Annotated in this window: 16 protein-coding genes; 12 read left to right on the forward strand and 4 right to left on the reverse strand. The window is 61.9% G+C overall.

Annotation, left to right across the window (positions count from 1 at the left end; genetic code table 11):
* Window positions 1-9 precede the first annotated feature (9 nt).
* Window positions 10-1680, reverse strand: a complete 1671-nt coding sequence (locus tag ACTYOL_RS03580; RefSeq protein WP_444757553.1) for a lactate permease LctP family transporter — start codon at window positions 1678-1680, stop codon at window positions 10-12.
* Window positions 1681-1934: 254 nt separating this feature from the next.
* Here ACTYOL_RS03580 and ACTYOL_RS03585 point away from each other — a divergent pair, with 254 nt between their 5' ends.
* Window positions 1935-2702, forward strand: coding sequence for an FCD domain-containing protein (locus tag ACTYOL_RS03585; protein WP_153774498.1), 768 nt, complete (start codon window positions 1935-1937; stop codon window positions 2700-2702).
* A gap of 35 nt (window positions 2703-2737) precedes the next feature.
* Here ACTYOL_RS03585 and smpB read toward each other — a convergent pair whose 3' ends face one another.
* Window positions 2738-3220 carry an SsrA-binding protein SmpB gene (gene smpB, locus ACTYOL_RS03590; protein WP_027917703.1) on the reverse strand — a complete coding sequence of 161 codons (483 nt, stop codon included), beginning with the start codon at window positions 3218-3220 and terminating at the stop codon, window positions 2738-2740.
* A gap of 160 nt (window positions 3221-3380) precedes the next feature.
* Between smpB and ACTYOL_RS03595 the strand changes: the two genes are divergently transcribed.
* Both ACTYOL_RS03595 and ACTYOL_RS03600 read left to right on the forward strand, forming a co-directional pair.
* Window positions 3381-3815 carry a type II toxin-antitoxin system RatA family toxin gene (locus ACTYOL_RS03595; protein ID WP_054892629.1) on the forward strand — a complete coding sequence of 145 codons (435 nt, stop codon included), beginning with the start codon at window positions 3381-3383 and terminating at the stop codon, window positions 3813-3815.
* Window positions 3808-4110, forward strand: a complete 303-nt coding sequence (locus tag ACTYOL_RS03600) for an RnfH family protein (protein ID WP_151926432.1) — start codon at window positions 3808-3810, stop codon at window positions 4108-4110. The genes ACTYOL_RS03595 and ACTYOL_RS03600 overlap by 8 nt, the downstream gene beginning before the upstream one ends.
* Before the next feature lie 70 nt (window positions 4111-4180).
* Here the strand turns inward: ACTYOL_RS03600 and ACTYOL_RS03605 are convergent, their stop codons facing one another.
* The gene (locus tag ACTYOL_RS03605) at window positions 4181-4702 is read right to left on the reverse strand and encodes an outer membrane protein assembly factor BamE (RefSeq protein ID WP_054892627.1); all 522 of its coding nucleotides are present in this window, start codon (window positions 4700-4702) and stop codon (window positions 4181-4183) included.
* A gap of 97 nt (window positions 4703-4799) precedes the next feature.
* Between ACTYOL_RS03605 and fur the strand changes: the two genes are divergently transcribed.
* Window positions 4800-5204: a ferric iron uptake transcriptional regulator gene (gene fur / locus ACTYOL_RS03610; protein ID WP_046788147.1), complete on the forward strand. Its 405-nt coding sequence runs from the start codon at window positions 4800-4802 to the stop codon at window positions 5202-5204.
* Between the two features lie 81 nt (window positions 5205-5285).
* On the opposite strand, the gene recN is transcribed toward fur, so the two are convergent.
* Complete coding sequence (recN, locus tag ACTYOL_RS03615) at window positions 5286-6959, reverse strand: DNA repair protein RecN (protein WP_153774499.1); 1674 nt, start codon at window positions 6957-6959, stop codon at window positions 5286-5288.
* A gap of 180 nt (window positions 6960-7139) precedes the next feature.
* On the opposite strand from recN, the gene grpE reads away from it, so the two are divergent.
* The 8 genes from grpE to ACTYOL_RS03655 all read left to right on the forward strand — a co-directional run bounded on the left by grpE (window position 7140) and on the right by ACTYOL_RS03655 (window position 17460).
* On the forward strand, window positions 7140-7694 hold the full coding sequence (grpE, locus tag ACTYOL_RS03620; RefSeq protein ID WP_054892625.1) for a nucleotide exchange factor GrpE: 555 nt from the start codon (window positions 7140-7142) through the stop codon (window positions 7692-7694).
* A 101-nt stretch (window positions 7695-7795) separates the two neighbouring features.
* On the forward strand, window positions 7796-9721 hold the full coding sequence (gene dnaK / locus ACTYOL_RS03625; RefSeq protein WP_054892624.1) for a molecular chaperone DnaK: 1926 nt from the start codon (window positions 7796-7798) through the stop codon (window positions 9719-9721).
* 201 nt (window positions 9722-9922) lie between these two features.
* Entirely contained in the window at window positions 9923-11047 is a 1125-nt protein-coding gene (gene dnaJ, locus ACTYOL_RS03630) for a molecular chaperone DnaJ (RefSeq protein WP_200603700.1), read from the forward strand.
* 13 nt (window positions 11048-11060) lie between these two features.
* Entirely contained in the window at window positions 11061-11867 is an 807-nt protein-coding gene (gene dapB / locus ACTYOL_RS03635; RefSeq protein ID WP_063542722.1) for a 4-hydroxy-tetrahydrodipicolinate reductase, read from the forward strand.
* A gap of 222 nt (window positions 11868-12089) precedes the next feature.
* Window positions 12090-13226 carry a glutamine-hydrolyzing carbamoyl-phosphate synthase small subunit gene (gene carA / locus ACTYOL_RS03640; protein WP_054892621.1) on the forward strand — a complete coding sequence of 379 codons (1137 nt, stop codon included), beginning with the start codon at window positions 12090-12092 and terminating at the stop codon, window positions 13224-13226.
* Between the two features lie 106 nt (window positions 13227-13332).
* Entirely contained in the window at window positions 13333-16554 is a 3222-nt protein-coding gene (gene carB, locus ACTYOL_RS03645; RefSeq protein ID WP_063542724.1) for a carbamoyl-phosphate synthase large subunit, read from the forward strand.
* The gene (gene greA / locus ACTYOL_RS03650) at window positions 16551-17033 is read left to right on the forward strand and encodes a transcription elongation factor GreA (protein ID WP_162714345.1); all 483 of its coding nucleotides are present in this window, start codon (window positions 16551-16553) and stop codon (window positions 17031-17033) included. Before carB ends, greA begins: the two co-directional genes overlap by 4 nt.
* Complete coding sequence (locus ACTYOL_RS03655) at window positions 17011-17460, forward strand: MFS transporter (protein ID WP_081255198.1); 450 nt, start codon at window positions 17011-17013, stop codon at window positions 17458-17460. The genes greA and ACTYOL_RS03655 overlap by 23 nt, the downstream gene beginning before the upstream one ends.
* The last annotated feature ends 11 nt before the right edge of the window (window positions 17461-17471 follow it).

Consider the following 17471-nt stretch of genomic DNA (forward strand, 5'->3'; position numbering starts at 1 on the left):
CCTGTCACTTTAGTGATGAACCAGCATACCGGTCAGCCAGTAGGCCTGGACCAGGGTGATCAGGCCGACGATGGTCGCGAAGAACAGGCTGTGCTTGACGGTGAAGCGGAACAGGTCCGACTCCTTGCCGACCAGGCCGGTGGCGGCGCAGGCCACGGCGATCGACTGCGGCGAGATCATCTTGCCGGTAACGCCGCCGCTGGTGTTGGCGGCGACCAGCAAGGTGTCGCTGACGCCGATCTGGTGCGCAGTGGTGGCCTGCAGCGAGCTGAACAGGGCGTTGGACGACGTGTCGGATCCGGTCAGGAACACGCCCAGCCAACCCAGGAACGGCGAGAAGAATGGGAACGCCGCGCCGGTGCCGGCCAGGACCAGGGCCATGGTCGAGGACATGCCCGAGTAGTTGGTGACGAAGGCGAAGGCCAGCACCATGCCGATCGACAGGATCGGCCAGCGCAGTTCCCAGAAGGTCTCTTTGAAAGTGGTAAGACCAGTTTTGACATTGATCTTCAGGACCCACATCGAGATCAGTGCCGACAGGAAGATCGCGGTGCCGGTGGCGGAGATCGGGTCGAGCTTGAACACGGCCGGCATTGCGGTCGGTGCGGTGACAATCGGGGCAGTCTTGATCACCAGTTGATCGAGGTGCGGGATGGCGAAGTTGAACACGAAGTTGTACATCGCGCCGCCCGGCGCGAACGCAGCCTTGAAGGGCTTGAGGGTCCAGATGGTCACCAGCACGGTGAGAATCAGGAATGGCGACCAGGCCTTGAAGATCTCGCCGAAGCTGTACGGCGAAGGCTGGCTGCCGCCACTGCTGACCACGGCTGCACCGACGCTGCCCTTGGCCTCGGCGAACGCGCGCTTGGGCTGCCAGACCTTGAGGAACAGGGTCAGGGCGATCAGGCTGGCCAGAGCCGAGGTGATGTCCGGCAGTTCAGGGCCGATGAAGTTGGACGTGAAGTACTGGGTCACGGCGAAGCTCAGGCCGGCGACCAGCGCGGCGGGCCAGGTCTCTTTCACGCCACGCAGGCCATCCATCATGAACACCAGCCAGAACGGCACGAACAGCGACAGCAGCGGCAGCTGGCGGCCGGTCATGGCGCCAATGTGGAAGGCGTCGATACCGGTCACTTGCCCGGCGACGATGATCGGGATGCCCAGAGCGCCGAAGGCGACCGGCGCGGTGTTGGCGATGAGGCACAGGCCCGCGGCATACAGCGGGTTGAAGCCCAGACCCACCAGCAGTGCGGCGGTGATGGCCACGGGCGCGCCGAAGCCGGCTGCGCCTTCGAGGAAGGCACCGAAGCAGAAGCCGATCAGCAGCACCTGCAGGCGCTGGTCGTCGGTGATCGACAGTACCGAGCTGCGGATGACTTCGAACTGACCGCTCTTGACCGTGAGTTTGTACAGGAACACCGCGGCAACGATGATCCAGGCAATCGGCCAGAGGCCATAGAGGAAGCCGTAGCCTGCTGCGGTAAGGGCCATGTCGACAGGCATCTGGAAGGCGAAGATCGCCACCAGGATTGACAGACCGAGGGTAATGCTGCCTGCCACGTGGCCCTTGAGGCGGAACACGGCGAGGGCGAGGAAGAAGAACACGATGGGGATGACCGCCGCCAGTGCGGACAGGCCGAGACTACCAAGCGGTGTGTAGAGTTGTTGCCAGGTTTGCATATGGGGTGACCCCTAATTGTTGTTGGTCAGCACTGGCATTGGATAATTGGTAAGACCAATTTACAATGACTGGTCGCTAGGTTAAAAGCCGGATACGGGGTGTGTCAATTTGTCCCAAGCAAAACTTTGGTCGAGTGCCGATGAGCGGAGGGCGAGATCGCGTCGGATCAATCGAGGAATATCTGTCGGGCTGTCGCGGATAGGCGCAGAATAGGCGCCCCGAAATCGGTGCCGGGGTTTGTGGAGAGCATGTGATGGTTTTTGATCAGGTCCGCCAACGGCGCCTGTCCGACGATATCGTCGATCGACTGGAAGGGATGATTCTCGAGGGGACGTTGACCTCAGGGCAGCGCCTGCCCGCCGAACGCGCCCTGGCCGAGCAGTTCGGCGTTTCCCGCCCGTCGTTGCGCGAGGCGATCCAGAAACTGGTGGCCAAGGGACTGCTGGTCAGTCGCCAGGGGGGCGGCAACTATGTGGCCGAGTCGCTGGGATCGACGTTCAGTGATCCCTTGTTGCAGTTGCTCGAGCACAACCCTGAGGCTCAGCGCGACCTGCTGGAGTTTCGTCACACCCTTGAGGCCTCATGCGCCTTCTACGCAGCCCAGCGTGCTACCGAGCCGGATCGGGCGCGGTTGAAGGCCGCCTTCGATGCGCTGCAGGATTGCTATGCCCGCGTCGATGAGGTCAGTCGTGCAGAAGAAGGCGCAGCGGATGCCCGTTTTCATCTGGCGATTGCCGAGGCCAGCCACAATGCCGTGCTGCTGCATACCATTCGTGGTCTGTTCGACCTGCTCAAGCGCAATGTGGTGACCAACATCGGGGGTATGTACCAGCAGCGTACGGAAACGCGCGACATGCTGATCAGTCAGCATCGCGAACTGTACCAGGCGATCGTCGAGGGGCGTGCAGAAGATGCGCGGGAGGTGTCGAGCCGGCACATCCTGTACGTGCAGGAAGTGCTGGAAGAAGCGCAGCAGGAAGCCCAGCGCGTGGCGCGCGCTGAGCGACGCAGTGGGCGCTAGGCAGGTATCGCAGCTATCGCAGGCAAGAGGAAGATCTACTCTTCCTTGCCCTTGTTGCGCACCGCACGCTGCAGCTCGCGGTTGGAGTCGCGCTCGCGCATCGTGTCGCGCTTGTCGAACTCCTTCTTGCCCTTGCCGAGCGCGATTTCGCACTTGATCAGGTGCTTGCTCCAGTACAGCGCCAGGGCCACACAGGTGTAGCCTTTTTGCGCCACGGCAGCCTCCACGCGCTCGAGCTCGCGCTTGTTCAGCAGCAGCTTGCGGGTACGCATGGGGTCGGCGATGACGTGGGTGCTGGCGGTGTTCAGCGGGGTGATGTGGCTGCCGAACAGCCAGGCTTCGCCATCCTTGAGCAGCACGTAGCTGTCGGTCAGGTGCGCCTTGCCGGCCCGCAGGCTTTTTACTTCCCAACCGGACAGGACCAGCCCGGCCTCGAACTTGTGTTCGATGAAGTAATCGTGTCGCGCTTTCTTGTTCTGCGCGATGGTCCCGGTCGGATGTTTCTTTTGCTTAGCCATAGGGGCGGCATTATAGGCAGTCGCCACGTCCTCTGGCTATGGGGTTCGGTGCGCTTGAGCCAGCAGGATGAATCCCGGACAATGCAGGCCTCGTTCCGTTGTACGGAACCGTTCCGAAGCGCTGCGATGCGCTGCCGCCCAGCTTGGAAGTGATGCCTGGATGACTACCCATATTCAACGCTCCGCCCTGCTGCCATACCCTGCCCAGGCGCTCTACGACCTGGTCAACGACGTGGCCAGCTACCCTGAGTTTCTTCCCTGGTGCTCGGACTCGACGGTGCTCGAGGCGAGTGACACGCACATGCGGGCGAAGCTGGAGGTAGCCAAGGGTGGCATGAGCCAGCAGTTCGTCACGCGCAATGTGTTGGTCCCGGGGCAATCCATCGAGATGAACCTGGAAGAAGGGCCCTTCACCCAGTTGCATGGTGTGTGGGTGTTCAAGGCGTTGGGCGAGAAAGCCTGCAAGATCAGCCTCGACCTGTCGTTCGATTACGCCGGGCCGCTGGTGCGCGCCACCCTCGGGCCATTGTTCAACCAGGCAGCCAACACCCTCGTCGATGCCTTCTGCCAGCGAGCCAAGCAGCTGCATGGCTGAGACGCTGGGTATCGAGGTGGCTTACGCGACTGCTGCACGCCAGTGGCTGCTGGCGTGCCGGGTGCCGCAGGGCGTGACGCTGCGTGAGGCTTTGCGTTTGTCTGGTATCGCTGCGCAAGTGCCAGGGCTGGATATTGAAAGCTGCCCGGTGGGTGTGTTCGGCAAGGTCGTCGCTGATCCGCAGCAGCGTCAGGTAGAGGAGGGCGAGCGCCTGGAAATCTACCGGCCGCTGCTGGTCGACCCGAAGGCGATGCGCAGACAGCGAGCCGAAAGGGCCAAGGCTGCACGCGGGTAAAGGTTGTTGCTGTATGCGCTGCGCAATAAAAAGCCCGGACCATGTCCGGGCTTTTTCATGGGCCATACCGTTATTGCGGCGAGGTCTCCAGGGGAGCCGGTGTGGGCACCGGTGTCGTCTCGATGGTGTCGATTTCACGCTGGATCGACTCTTCCGTCGAGCCGGCCTTGGCTGGCTTCTCTGGCTGTTGAGACGGCTGGTTGGCCGGGCTGACGGTCGTGGTGCTGCTGCCGCCCAGGATTTCCTGGTCGCGGCTCACACCTGGCATGAAGTCGCCGGACAGGCTGACCAGTTGGTCGCTTTCGTTGAAGAAGATGCTCATGCGCTCCTGCTGGCGCTTACCGCCGCCAGGCTGGATGCTGTAGAGATAATCCCACCGATTGGTGTTGAAGGTGTCCTGCAGGAGCGGGTTGCCCATGATAAACCTTACTTGCCGTCGGGTCATTCCGGGGCGCAATTGGTCTATCATGTCCTGCGTGACGACATTGCCCTGCTGGATGTCGATTTTGTAAACCCCGGGAAACGAGCAACCGGCGAGTGCGAGCAGTCCCACGAGGGTGAGGCTGGTTAGCAAGAGCTTGGTGTTTTGCATCGGTGGGCGACTTCCACTATCTTGGCTGGACAACGTAAACCCCGATCATACCCGTATTAAGAGAAGCTGCGAAGCAGCATCGGCGAGAAAGCTGACCATGGTTGAAAATAGCGAATTGCGCAAAGCCGGTCTCAAGGTGACCCTGCCTCGAGTCAAGATCCTTCAGATGCTCGATTCGACCGAGCAGCGTCACATGAGCGCCGAGGATGTCTACAAGGCGCTGATGGAAGCAGGTGAGGATGTCGGTCTGGCGACCGTCTACCGTGTACTGACCCAGTTCGAAGCAGCGGGTCTGGTGGTTCGCCACAACTTCGATGGCGGCCACGCAGTGTTCGAGCTGGCCGATGGCGGCCACCACGACCATATGGTCAACGTGGATACCAGCGAAGTGATCGAATTCATGGATGCGGAGATCGAGCGCCGTCAGAAAGAGATCGTGGCTGAGCATGGCTACGAGCTCGTGGACCACAATCTGGTCCTGTATGTGCGTAAGAAAAAGTAACGATTTCGATCGTTATGAACAGCAAAGGCGACCTTCGGGTCGCCTTTGTGCTTTCTGCAACGTGTTGAGGAGTGTGCTGCCTCAGGCCTTGCCGCTAACCACCATCTTGCGCGCATGCGCCAGGGATTCCTTGGTCAGGTCTATCCCGCCCAGCATGCGTGCCACTTCTTCGACCCGCTCACGTTTGCCTAGGCTGGCCACGGCTGTATGGGTGGTGTCGCTGTTGCGCACCTTGTGTACGAACAGGTGGTGGTGCCCTTGCGCTGCAACCTGCGGCAGGTGGGTGACGGTCAGGACCTGGCCGCGCTCACCCAGGCGGCGCAACAGTTGGCCGACGATCTCGGCGGTCGGGCCGCCGATGCCCACGTCCACTTCGTCAAAGACCAGCGTGGGAATGCGCGAGGTTTGTGCGGTGATGACCTGAATCGCCAGACTGATGCGTGACAGCTCGCCTCCCGACGCCACCTTGGCCAGGCCCTTGAGCGGCTGGCCGGGGTTGGCGCTGACCAGCAGCTCGACCTGCTCCAGCCCGTGGGGCGAAAGCTCATCGCTCTCGTTGGGCGACAGCTCGATGCAGAAGCGCCCGCCAGGCATGCCCAGGCGCTGGATCTCCTGCTCGACCGCCACCGCCAGTTGCACTGCGGCCTGGCGGCGCAGGTTGCTGAGCTCGACGGCCTTCTCTTTATAGTGCTGTGCATAGGCGGCCAGTTCGCCGCCCAGGCGCTCGATGGATTCATCGCTGGCGTTGAGCCCTTCGAGCTCCTCCATGAGGCGCTGTTGCAGGTGTGGCAGCTCGCTCGGGTGCACGCGGTGCTTGCGAGCGAGCGTATAAAGGGTGTCGAGCCGCTCTTCCAGCGCCTGCAGGCGCAGAGGGTCGGCGTCGAAGTTGTCAAGGAAGCGGTTGAGCTCGCCAACCGCTTCCTCGATCTGGATCTGCGCACTGGCGATCAGATTGACGGCCTCGCCCAATGCCTTGGGTGCATTGTTCACGGCGGTCAGGCGATTGAGGCTGACCGTCAGGGCGCTGAGCACGTTGCCGGAGTCGCTTTCGCTGCATTGATCGATGACCTGTCGGCAGATGCCGAACAGGGCTTCGGCATTGGTCAGGTTCTTGTGCTCGTGCTCAAGCTGTTCCAGCTCGTTTTCGCCCAGGCCCAGATTGTCGAGCTCTTCGAGCTGGTAGCTCAGCAGCTGATGACGGGCGCGTTGCTCATCGCCGGAGTTGGACAGACGCTCCAGCTCCAGGCGGGTCTGGCGCCAGCGCTGGGCCGCCAGTTGCACCTGGCGGGCGAGGTCGGTGGCGCCGGCGTACTCGTCGACCAGGCGACGATGCGTATCGGTCTTGAGGAGCGACTGGTGTTCGTGCTGGCTGTGAATGTCGATCAGCAACTCACCGAGTGCCTTGAGGTCGCCGAGCGGGCAAGGGGTGCCGTTGATGTAGCCGCGGCTGCGGCCTTCGGCGGTGATCACTCGGCGCAGGATACATGGGCCGTCGTTGTCGAGGTCGCGCTCTGCCAGCCAGGTGCGGGCTTCGGGGATGTCGATCAGGTCGAAGGTGGCAAGCAGGTCGGCCTTGTCGGCGCCCGGGCGCACCACGCCGCTGTCGGCACGATCGCCCAGCGCCAGGCCGAGCGCGTCCAGCATGATCGACTTGCCGGCCCCCGTTTCGCCGGTGATCACCGACATCCCGCGGGCGAGTTCGAGGTCGAGGTGCTCGACGATGGCGTAGTTGTGAATGGACAGGTGCACCAGCATGAGGGCCGCTCCCGAAGGTCGTGTCTGGTTATTTATACAGTACTTTTTTCGCGTCTGCCAATGCCCGCCTGTTGAATGTGGAAATGCCGCTTGCCCCTTGAACCTGATTTTTCCGACCCCATATAACCGGCAGACAAGGCAGGCATGACCTGTAACCAGAAATTGCGGAGGAGAGCACCGATGGCTGACGAACAGCTGGATGAACAAAACCTTAACGCCGAAGAAGCCGGATCCGAAGACCTCGGTGCCCGCGTCCAGGTGCTCGAGGAGCAGCTGGCCGCCGCCAAGGATCAGTCGCTGCGTGTGGCGGCAGACCTGCAGAACATCCGCCGTCGTGCCGAGCAGGATGTCGAGAAGGCTCACAAGTTCGCCTTGGAGAAATTCGCTGGCGACCTGCTGCCGGTGATCGACAGCCTGGAGCTGGCCCTGACCCACTCCAGCGCCGATGACGAAAACGTCAAGCAGATCCGCGAAGGTGTCGAGCTGACCCTGAAGATGTTCCAGGACACACTCAAGCGCTACAACCTCGAAGCCGTCGATCCTCACGGCCAGCCATTCAACCCTGAGCATCACCAGGCCATGGCCATGCAGGAAAACGCCGAGGTAGAGCCGAACAGCGTGCTCAACGTGTTCCAGAAGGGTTATCTGCTCAATGGCCGCCTGCTGCGCCCCGCCATGGTGGTGGTCAGCAAGGCGCCGGCAGCGCCCCAGCCTTCCATCGATGAAAAGGCTTGAAATCCACCGGGGCATCCCCATCTAGGTGTCAAGCCTTCAAGTATTACCGCAGTTGGCCAAAGTAGTCGCTGCTACCAAATTCAAGTTTCGGGAGAGTTAACATGGGCAAAATCATCGGTATCGACCTGGGGACGACCAACTCGTGCGTCTCCATTCTGGAAAACGGTAACGTCAAGGTCATCGAGAACGCCGAAGGTGCGCGTACCACCCCTTCGATCGTGGCCTACGCCAACGACGGCGAAATCCTGGTTGGCCAGTCGGCCAAGCGCCAGGCCGTCACCAACCCGCACAACACCCTGTTCGCAGTGAAGCGCCTGATCGGCCGCCGCTTCGAAGAAGACGTCGTGCAGAAAGACATCAAGCTGGTGCCTTACAAGATCGTCAAGGCCGGCAACGGTGACGCCTGGGTCGAGGCTGCTGGCAAGGAAATGGCTCCGCCGCAGATCAGCGCCGAAGTCCTGAAGAAAATGAAGAAGACCGCCGAAGACTACCTCGGCGAGCCTGTCACCGAAGCGGTCATCACCGTTCCGGCCTACTTCAACGACAGCCAGCGCCAGGCTACCAAGGATGCCGGTCGCATCGCCGGTCTGGACGTCAAGCGCATCATCAACGAACCGACCGCCGCTGCACTGGCCTATGGCATGGACAAGGCCAAGGGCGACCACACCGTCATCGTCTATGACCTGGGTGGTGGTACCTTCGACGTGTCGGTCATCGAAATCGCCGAAGTCGACGGTGAGCATCAGTTCGAAGTACTGGCCACCAACGGTGACACCTTCCTGGGTGGTGAAGACTTCGACATGCGCCTGATCGACTACCTCGTCGACGAGTTCAAGAAAGAGTCCGGCATGGACCTGAAGAACGATCCGCTGGCACTGCAGCGTCTGAAAGAAGCCGCTGAAAAGGCCAAGATCGAGCTGTCTTCCGCCCAGTCGACCGACGTCAACCTGCCGTACATCACTGCTGATGCAACCGGTCCGAAGCACCTGAACGTGAAGATCTCCCGCGCCAAGCTGGAGTCGCTGGTCGAAGACCTGGTCAGCCGTACCATCGAGCCTTGCCGCATCGCCCTGAAAGATGCCGGTATCGATGCGAGCAAGATCGACGACGTGATCCTGGTCGGTGGCCAGACCCGTATGCCGCTGGTACAGAAAGCGGTCGCCGATTTCTTCGGCAAGGAAGCGCGCAAGGACGTCAACCCGGACGAAGCCGTTGCCATGGGTGCTGCCATCCAGGGCGCCGTACTGGCCGGTGACGTGAAGGACGTCCTGTTGCTCGACGTCAGCCCGCTGACCCTGGGTATCGAAACCATGGGTGGCGTGATGACCGCGCTGATCGAGAAGAACACCACCATCCCGACCAAGAAGTCGCAGGTGTTCTCGACTGCCGACGACAACCAGGGTGCAGTGACCATCCACGTCCTGCAGGGCGAGCGCAAGCAGGCCGCGCAGAACAAGTCGCTGGGCAAGTTCGACCTGTCGGACATTCCGCCAGCTCCGCGTGGCGTTCCACAGATCGAAGTGACCTTCGACATCGACGCCAACGGCATCCTGCACGTCGGCGCCAAAGACAAGGCCACCGGCAAGGCTCAGTCGATCGTGATCAAGGCCAACTCCGGCCTGTCGGACGAAGAGATCGAGCGCATGGTGCGTGACGCCGAGGCCAACGCCGAGGAAGACCGCAAGTTCGAAGAGCTGGCTGCTGCCCGCAACCAGGGTGATGCGCTGGTTCACTCGACCCGCAAGATGGTCGTCGACGCCGGTGACAAGGCTACTGCCGAGGAAAAGGCTGCGATCGAAGCTGCCGTGGTTGCTCTGGAAGCCGCCGTCAAGGGCGACGACAAGGCCGCCATCGACGCCAAGGTCGAGGAGCTGTCCAAAGTCTCCGCGCCAGTTGCCCAGAAGATGTATGCCGAGCAACAGGCTCAGCAGCCTCAGGGCGGCGCCCAGCAGGCAGAGCCGGAAGCCAAGCACGATGACGTGGTTGACGCCGAGTTCGAGGAAGTGAAAGACAACAACAAGCAGTAATGCCTGCATGTTGTCGGCCAGTTCATCGCCATTGGTCGGTGAGCTGGTAGGATGTCGCCGCGCGGGGGCTTGCTCCCGCGTTGGCGTGTCTGGAACACGGGAAATATTTCCAGCATCTGTCAGGGCGCATCAGGCGTGTTGCGGCAGGTGCTGACGGCACGGTGCACAGATGCCGAAAGCCCTCAAGAGTGCAAATGACCTATGGCAAAGCGTGATTTTTATGAGGTCCTGGGTGTCGAGCGCGGCGCCAGCGAAGGTGACCTCAAGAAGGCCTATCGCCGCCTGGCGATGAAGTTCCACCCTGACCGCAACCCGGGCGACAAAGAGTCGGAAGAGAAATTCAAGGAGGCCAACGAGGCCTATGAAGTGCTCTCCGACGCCAGCAAGCGCGCGGCCTACGATCAGTACGGCCATGCCGGTGTCGACCCGAGCATGGGTGGCGGTGGTGCCGGCTTCGGCGGCGCCAACTTCTCCGATATCTTCGGCGACGTATTCAGTGATTTCTTCGGCGGTGGCCGTGGCGGTGGTCGTGGCGGCGCCCAGCGCGGCAGTGACCTGCGCTACACCCTTGAGCTGAACCTGGAAGAAGCGGTGCGTGGCACCACGGTCAATATCCGTGTGCCGACGCTGGTCAACTGCGCGCCGTGCGATGGTACCGGCGCCAAGAAGGGCTCGACGCCGTCGACCTGCCCGACTTGCGGCGGTATCGGTCAGGTGCGCATGCAGCAAGGTTTCTTCTCGGTGCAGCAGACCTGCCCGCGTTGCCATGGCTCGGGCAAGATCATCACCGACCCGTGCAACTCCTGCCACGGCGAAGGCCGTGTCGAGGAATACAAGACCCTGTCGGTCAAGGTGCCGGCGGGTGTTGATACGGGTGATCGCATCCGCCTGTCTGGCGAGGGCGAGGCCGGGGCGCATGGTGGCCCGACCGGCGACCTGTATGTGGTCATCAGTGTCCGTGAGCATTCGATCTTCCAGCGCGATGGCAAGCACCTGTATTGCGAAGTGCCGATCAGCTACACCGATGCGGCGCTCGGTGGGGAGCTGGAAGTGCCGACACTGGACGGCCGGGTCAAGCTGAAGATCCCGGAAGGCACCCAGACCGGCAAGCAGTTCCGCCTGCGCGGCAAGGGCGTGGCGCCGGTGCGTGGTGGTGCGGCGGGCGACCTGTTGTGCCGCGTCGCGGTCGAGACACCGGTCAACCTGAGCCGCCGCCAGCGCGAGCTGCTTGAAGAGCTGCGTGATTCGCTCGAGGGCGACAGCTCCCATTCGCCCAAGGCCAGTGGTTGGTTCGAGGGTATGAAGCGCTTCTTCGGCGATCTCTGACAAGGAACAGGCTATGCGACGTATTGCAGTGATGGGTGCGGCAGGGCGGATGGGGAAGATCCTCATCGAAGCCGTGCAGCAGCAGGCTCCTCAGGCGGGCCTGACGGCAGCGATCGATCGCCCGGACAGCACCCTGGTGGGGGCTGACGCCGGCGAGCTCGCGGCGTTGGGCCGTATCGGCGTACCGATTTCCGATGACCTGACCAAGGTCGCCGACGAGTTCGATGTGCTCATCGATTTCACTCACCCTTCGGTGACCCTGAAGAACCTGGCGTTCTGCCGCAAGGCAGGCAAGGCCATGGTCATCGGTACCACCGGTTTTTCGCAGGACGAAAAGGCCCTGCTGGCGGAGGCGGGCAAGGAGATTCCGATCGTCTTCGCTGCCAACTTCAGCATTGGCGTCAATCTGTGCCTGAAGTTGCTCGATACTGCTGCGCGGGTACTGGGTGACGAGGTGGACATCGAGATCATCGAGGCTCACCACCGGCACAAGGTCGACGCGCCTTCGGGTACTGCGCTGCGCATGGGAGAGGTGGTTGCCCAGGCGTTGGGGCGCGATCTGCAGGAAGTGGCTGTCTATGGTCGTGAAGGCCAGACCGGTGCGCGCAAGCGCGAGACTATCGGTTTTGCCACCGTGCGTGCCGGGGATGTGGTCGGCGATCACACCGTGCTGTTCGCGGCAGAGGGTGAGCGTGTCGAGATCACCCACAAGGCCTCGAGCCGCATGACCTTTGCCAAGGGGGCCGTGCGCGCGTCGCTGTGGCTCGATGGGCGCGAACCTGGGCTGTACGACATGCAGGATGTGCTCGAGCTGCATTGAGCCGTCACTGCCGACGTCGCTCTGTCGCAATCATGTGTTTTAGAGGCACATATGCGGTAGACCGAAACCTCACTTTTCTGTAAACTACAGCTTTAGTGTATCCACTAAAAGCGCGCAGAGAATTGAATTCAGCACATAAAAGCGGGGTGACGTATCCATACGGCACTCCGCTTTTTTGCAACCTGCGATCGCCCCTTCATGCGTCATTTACGGGAGGTCTTCTTGACAAAGCCAGCCATACTCGCCCTTGCTGATGGCAGCATTTTTCGCGGTGAGGCCATTGGGGCCGACGGGCAAACCGTTGGTGAGGTGGTGTTCAACACCGCTATGACCGGCTACCAGGAAATCCTTACAGACCCTTCCTACGCCCAGCAAATCGTTACCCTGACTTACCCGCACATCGGCAATACCGGCACCACCGCCGAAGACGCCGAGTCCGATCGCGTCTGGTCCGCGGGCCTGGTGATTCGCGACCTGCCGCTGCTGGCCAGCAACTGGCGTAACACCCAGTCCCTGCCGGACTACCTCAAGGCCAACAATGTCGTGGCCATCGCCGGTATCGATACCCGTCGCCTGACCCGCATCCTGCGTGAGAAAGGCGCACAGAACGGCTGCATTCTGGCCGGTGACGATATCAGCGAAGAGGCCGCCATCGCGGCTGCACGTGCCTTCCCTGGCCTCAAGGGCATGGACCTGGCCAAAGTGGTCAGCACCAAGGAGCGCTACGAGTGGCGTTCCAGCGTCTGGGAGCTGAAGACCGACAGCCACCCGACCCTCGAAGCGTCCGAGCTGCCGTATCATGTCGTCGCCTACGACTACGGCGTCAAGCTGAACATCCTGCGCATGCTGGTTGCTCGCGGCTGCCGCGTGACCGTGGTACCTGCCCAGACGCCGGCAAGCGAAGTGCTGGCCCTCAACCCTGACGGCGTGTTCCTGTCCAACGGCCCTGGCGATCCCGAGCCGTGCGACTACGCGATCCAGGCGATCAAAGAGATTCTCGAGACCGAGACTCCGGTGTTCGGCATCTGCCTCGGCCACCAGTTGCTGGCCCTGGCCTCCGGTGCCAAGACCGTCAAGATGGGGCACGGGCATCACGGTGCCAACCACCCGGTCCAGGACCTGGATACCGGTGTGGTCATGATCACCAGCCAGAACCACGGTTTCGCCGTCGACGAAGCCACCCTGCCGGGCAATGTGCGCGCCATCCACAAGTCGCTGTTCGACGGCACCCTGCAGGGTATCGAGCGTACCGACAAGAGCGCGTTCAGCTTCCAGGGCCACCCTGAAGCGAGCCCAGGCCCGACCGATGTCGCGCCACTGTTCGATCGTTTCATCGATGCCATGGCCAAGCGCCGCTGAGCATCCTGCATCAAGGCCCCGGACCGGCACGCGCCGCGTCCGGAAGCGCCTGACCCAGATTGTTCAAGACGGCTTGCCGACTGACCCGCGGATTTGAGTGACAACCATGCCAAAACGTACAGACATCAAAAGCATCCTGATTCTCGGCGCTGGCCCGATCGTGATCGGCCAGGCCTGCGAATTCGACTATTCCGGCGCCCAGGCCTGTAAAGCCCTGCGCGAGGAAGGTTTCCGCGTCATCCTGGTGAACTCCAACCCGGCCACCATCATGACCGACCCGGCCATGGCCGACGCCACCTACATCGAGCCGATCAAGTGGCAATCGGTGGCCAAGATCATCGAAAAGGAGCGCCCTGACGCGGTGCTGCCAACCATGGGCGGCCAGACCGCACTGAACTGTGCCCTGGACCTGGAGCGCCACGGCGTTCTGGAAAAGTTCGGTGTAGAGATGATCGGTGCCAACGCCGACACCATCGACAAGGCCGAAGACCGTTCGCGCTTCGACAAGGCGATGAAGGACATCGGCCTGGAGTGCCCGCGCTCCGGTATCGCCCACAGCATGGAAGAGGCCTACGCGGTTCTCGAGAAACTGGGCTTCCCGTGCATCATCCGTCCTTCGTTCACCATGGGTGGCACCGGTGGCGGCATCGCCTACAACCGTGAAGAATTCGAAGAAATCTGCACCCGTGGCCTGGACCTGTCGCCGACCAAGGAACTGCTGATCGACGAATCGCTGATCGGCTGGAAGGAATACGAGATGGAGGTGGTCCGCGACAAGAAGGACAACTGCATCATCGTCTGCTCCATCGAGAACTTCGACCCGATGGGCGTGCACACCGGTGACTCCATCACCGTTGCTCCCGCACAGACCCTGACCGACAAGGAATACCAGATCATGCGCAACGCCTCGCTGGCGGTGCTGCGTGAGATCGGCGTCGAAACCGGCGGTTCCAACGTGCAGTTCGGTATCTGCCCGAACACCGGCCGCATGGTCGTGATCGAGATGAACCCGCGGGTTTCGCGCTCGTCCGCCCTGGCTTCGAAAGCGACTGGCTTCCCGATCGCCAAGATCGCCGCCAAGCTGGCCATCGGCTACACCCTTGACGAACTGCAGAATGACATCACCGGTGGTCGTACCCCGGCGTCCTTCGAGCCGTCCATCGACTACGTCGTTACCAAACTGCCACGCTTCGCCTTCGAGAAATTCCCGAAAGCCGACGCCCGCCTGACCACCCAGATGAAGTCGGTCGGTGAAGTCATGGCCATTGGTCGTACCTTCCAGGAGTCCCTGCAGAAAGCCCTGCGCGGCCTGGAAGTTGGCGCCTGCGGCCTGGACCCGAAAGTCGACCTGGCCAGCGCCGATGCCTCCAGCATCCTCAAGCGCGAACTGACCGTACCGGGCGCCGAGCGTATCTGGTACGTGGCTGACGCCATCCGCTCGGGCATGACTATCGAAGCAATCTTCGAGCTGACCGGTATCGACCTGTGGTTCCTGGTGCAGATGGAAGATCTGATCAAGGAAGAAGAGAAGGTCAAGACCCTGGCCCTGTCGGCCATCGACAAGGACTACATGCTGCGCCTCAAGCGCAAGGGCTTCTCGGATCAGCGCCTGGCCAAGCTGCTCGGCATCACTGACAAGAACCTGCGTCGTCACCGCCACAAGCTGGAAGTGTTCCCAGTCTACAAGCGCGTCGACACCTGCGCGGCCGAGTTCGCCACCGACACCGCCTACCTGTACTCCACCTACGAGGAAGAGTGCGAGGCCAATCCGTCGACCCGCGACAAGATCATGATCCTGGGCGGTGGCCCGAACCGTATCGGTCAAGGTATCGAGTTCGACTACTGCTGCGTACACGCAGCCCTTGCCCTGCGTGAAGACGGTTACGAGACCATCATGGTCAACTGCAACCCGGAAACCGTCTCCACCGACTACGACACCTCCGATCGCCTGTACTTCGAGCCGCTGACCCTGGAAGACGTGCTGGAAGTCTGCCGCGTCGAGAAGCCGAAGGGCGTGATCGTCCATTACGGCGGCCAGACCCCGCTGAAACTGGCCCGTGCCCTGGAAGAAGCCGGTGTGCCGATCATCGGTACCAGCCCGGACGCCATCGACCGCGCCGAAGACCGCGAGCGCTTCCAGCAGATGGTGCAGCGCCTGAACCTGCTGCAGCCGCCAAACGCCACCGTGCGCAGCGAAGAAGAAGCCATCAACGCTGCTGGTGGCATCGGCTACCCGCTGGTCGTGCGCCCGTCGTACGTCCTGGGCGGACGCGCCATGGAGATCGTCTACGAGCTGGACGAGCTCAAGCGCTACCTGCGCGAAGCGGTTCAGGTGTCCAACGACAGCCCGGTCCTGCTCGACCACTTCCTCAACTGCGCCATCGAGATGGACGTGGACGCTGTCTGCGACGGCACCGACGTGGTGATCGGCGCGATCATGCAGCACATCGAACAGGCTGGCGTTCACTCCGGTGACTCGGCGTGCTCGCTGCCACCTTACTCGCTGAGCCAGCAAGTGCAGGACGAAGTCCGCGTTCAGGTCAAGAAAATGGCCCTGGAACTCGGCGTTGTCGGCCTGATGAACGTGCAGCTGGCCCTGCAGGGCGACAAGATCTACGTGATCGAAGTCAACCCGCGCGCTTCGCGTACCGTACCGTTCGTGTCCAAGTGCATCGGCACCTCGCTGGCGATGATCGCGGCCCGCGTCATGGCTGGTAAAACCCTCAAGGAGCTGGGCTTCACCCAGGAAATCATCCCGAACTTCTACAGCGTCAAGGAAGCCGTCTTCCCGTTCGCCAAGTTCCCAGGGGTTGACCCTATCCTCGGCCCTGAGATGAAATCGACCGGTGAAGTCATGGGTGTCGGTGACAGCTTCGGTGAAGCCTTCGCCAAGGCCCAGATGGGTGCCAGCGAAGTCCTGCCGACCGGCGGTACCGCGTTCATCAGCGTGCGTGACGACGACAAGCCACAAGTGGCTGGCGTTGCCCGCGACCTGATCGCCCTGGGCTTCGAAGTGGTTGCTACTGCCGGCACCGCCAAGGTTATCGAAGCGGCTGGCCTGAAAGTGCGCCGTGTGAACAAGGTGACCGAAGGTCGTCCGCACGTGGTCGACATGATCAAGAACGACGAAGTGTCGCTGATCATCAACACCACCGAAGGCCGCCAGTCGATCGCCGATTCCTACTCGATTCGTCGCAATGCGCTGCAGCACAAGATCTACTGCACGACCACCATTGCGGCAGGTGAAGCCATCTGCGAGGCGCTGAAATTCGGTCCCGAGAAGACCGTTCGTCGCCTGCAGGATCTGCATGCAGGACTCAAAGCATGAGCATTACCAAGTACCCGATGACCGTCCAGGGCGCTCGCGCCCTGGAAGAAGAGCTTTTGTTCCTGAGCAAGACCGAACGTCCACGTCTGAGCCAGGCGATCGGCGAGGCTCGTGAGCTCGGCGATCTCAAGGAAAATGCCGAGTACCACGCCGCCCGTGAGGAGCAGGGCATGGTCGAGGCGCGTATCCGCGACATCGAAGGCCGTCTGCAGAACTCGGTGGTGATCGATGTCACCACCATCGCCCATACCGGCAAGGTGATTTTCGGGACCACCGTGGACCTGGAGAATACCGAGACCGGCGATCAGGTGACCTACCAGATCGTTGGCGAGGATGAAGCGGACATCAAGAAAGGCAAGCTCTCGGCGAGCGCGCCTATCGCCCGTGCCATCATTGGCAAGGAAGAGGGTGATACGGTCGTGGTCAAGACGCCGAGCGGCACCGTCGAGTACGAGATTGTCGAAGTCAAGCACATCTGATCGGCGCCAGCGCGCGCCGTCCCTCGAGGGCATCCTCTGGCAACTGGCCCAGGTATTCTGGGTCGGTGGCCTGTGGGTGTTTCATGTGGGGCTGGTGCCGGCGCTGAAGGTCAGCGGCCTTGCGCCATTATTGGTGCAGGACATCGCCGGGCAGATCGATCGCTGGTTGATCGGCGTGGCGCTGCTCGGGCTGTTGACCCAGTTGGCAGTGCTGGCGAGGGTGGATGGCCTGGCGGCCTGGTGGCGGCAGTTCCGCGGCCAGATGCTGTTGCTCGGCTTTGGTGCCTGTGTCGGCTACTACACGCTGCGCTACGGGATTTCCGTAGGGGAGCGCTGGCAGATGTTCTGTTTCCTGGTGCTGGGCTTTTCTGGCATCGTGCTGGTGGCCCAGCCGGTCCCGGTCAGGGTGCGCAAGGCGCGCCACTGACCGGCGCCACC

It is taken from the genome of Pseudomonas sp. A014 (genome assembly GCF_052378495.1).
GTDB classification, from domain to species: domain Bacteria; phylum Pseudomonadota; class Gammaproteobacteria; order Pseudomonadales; family Pseudomonadaceae; genus Aquipseudomonas; species Aquipseudomonas machongensis.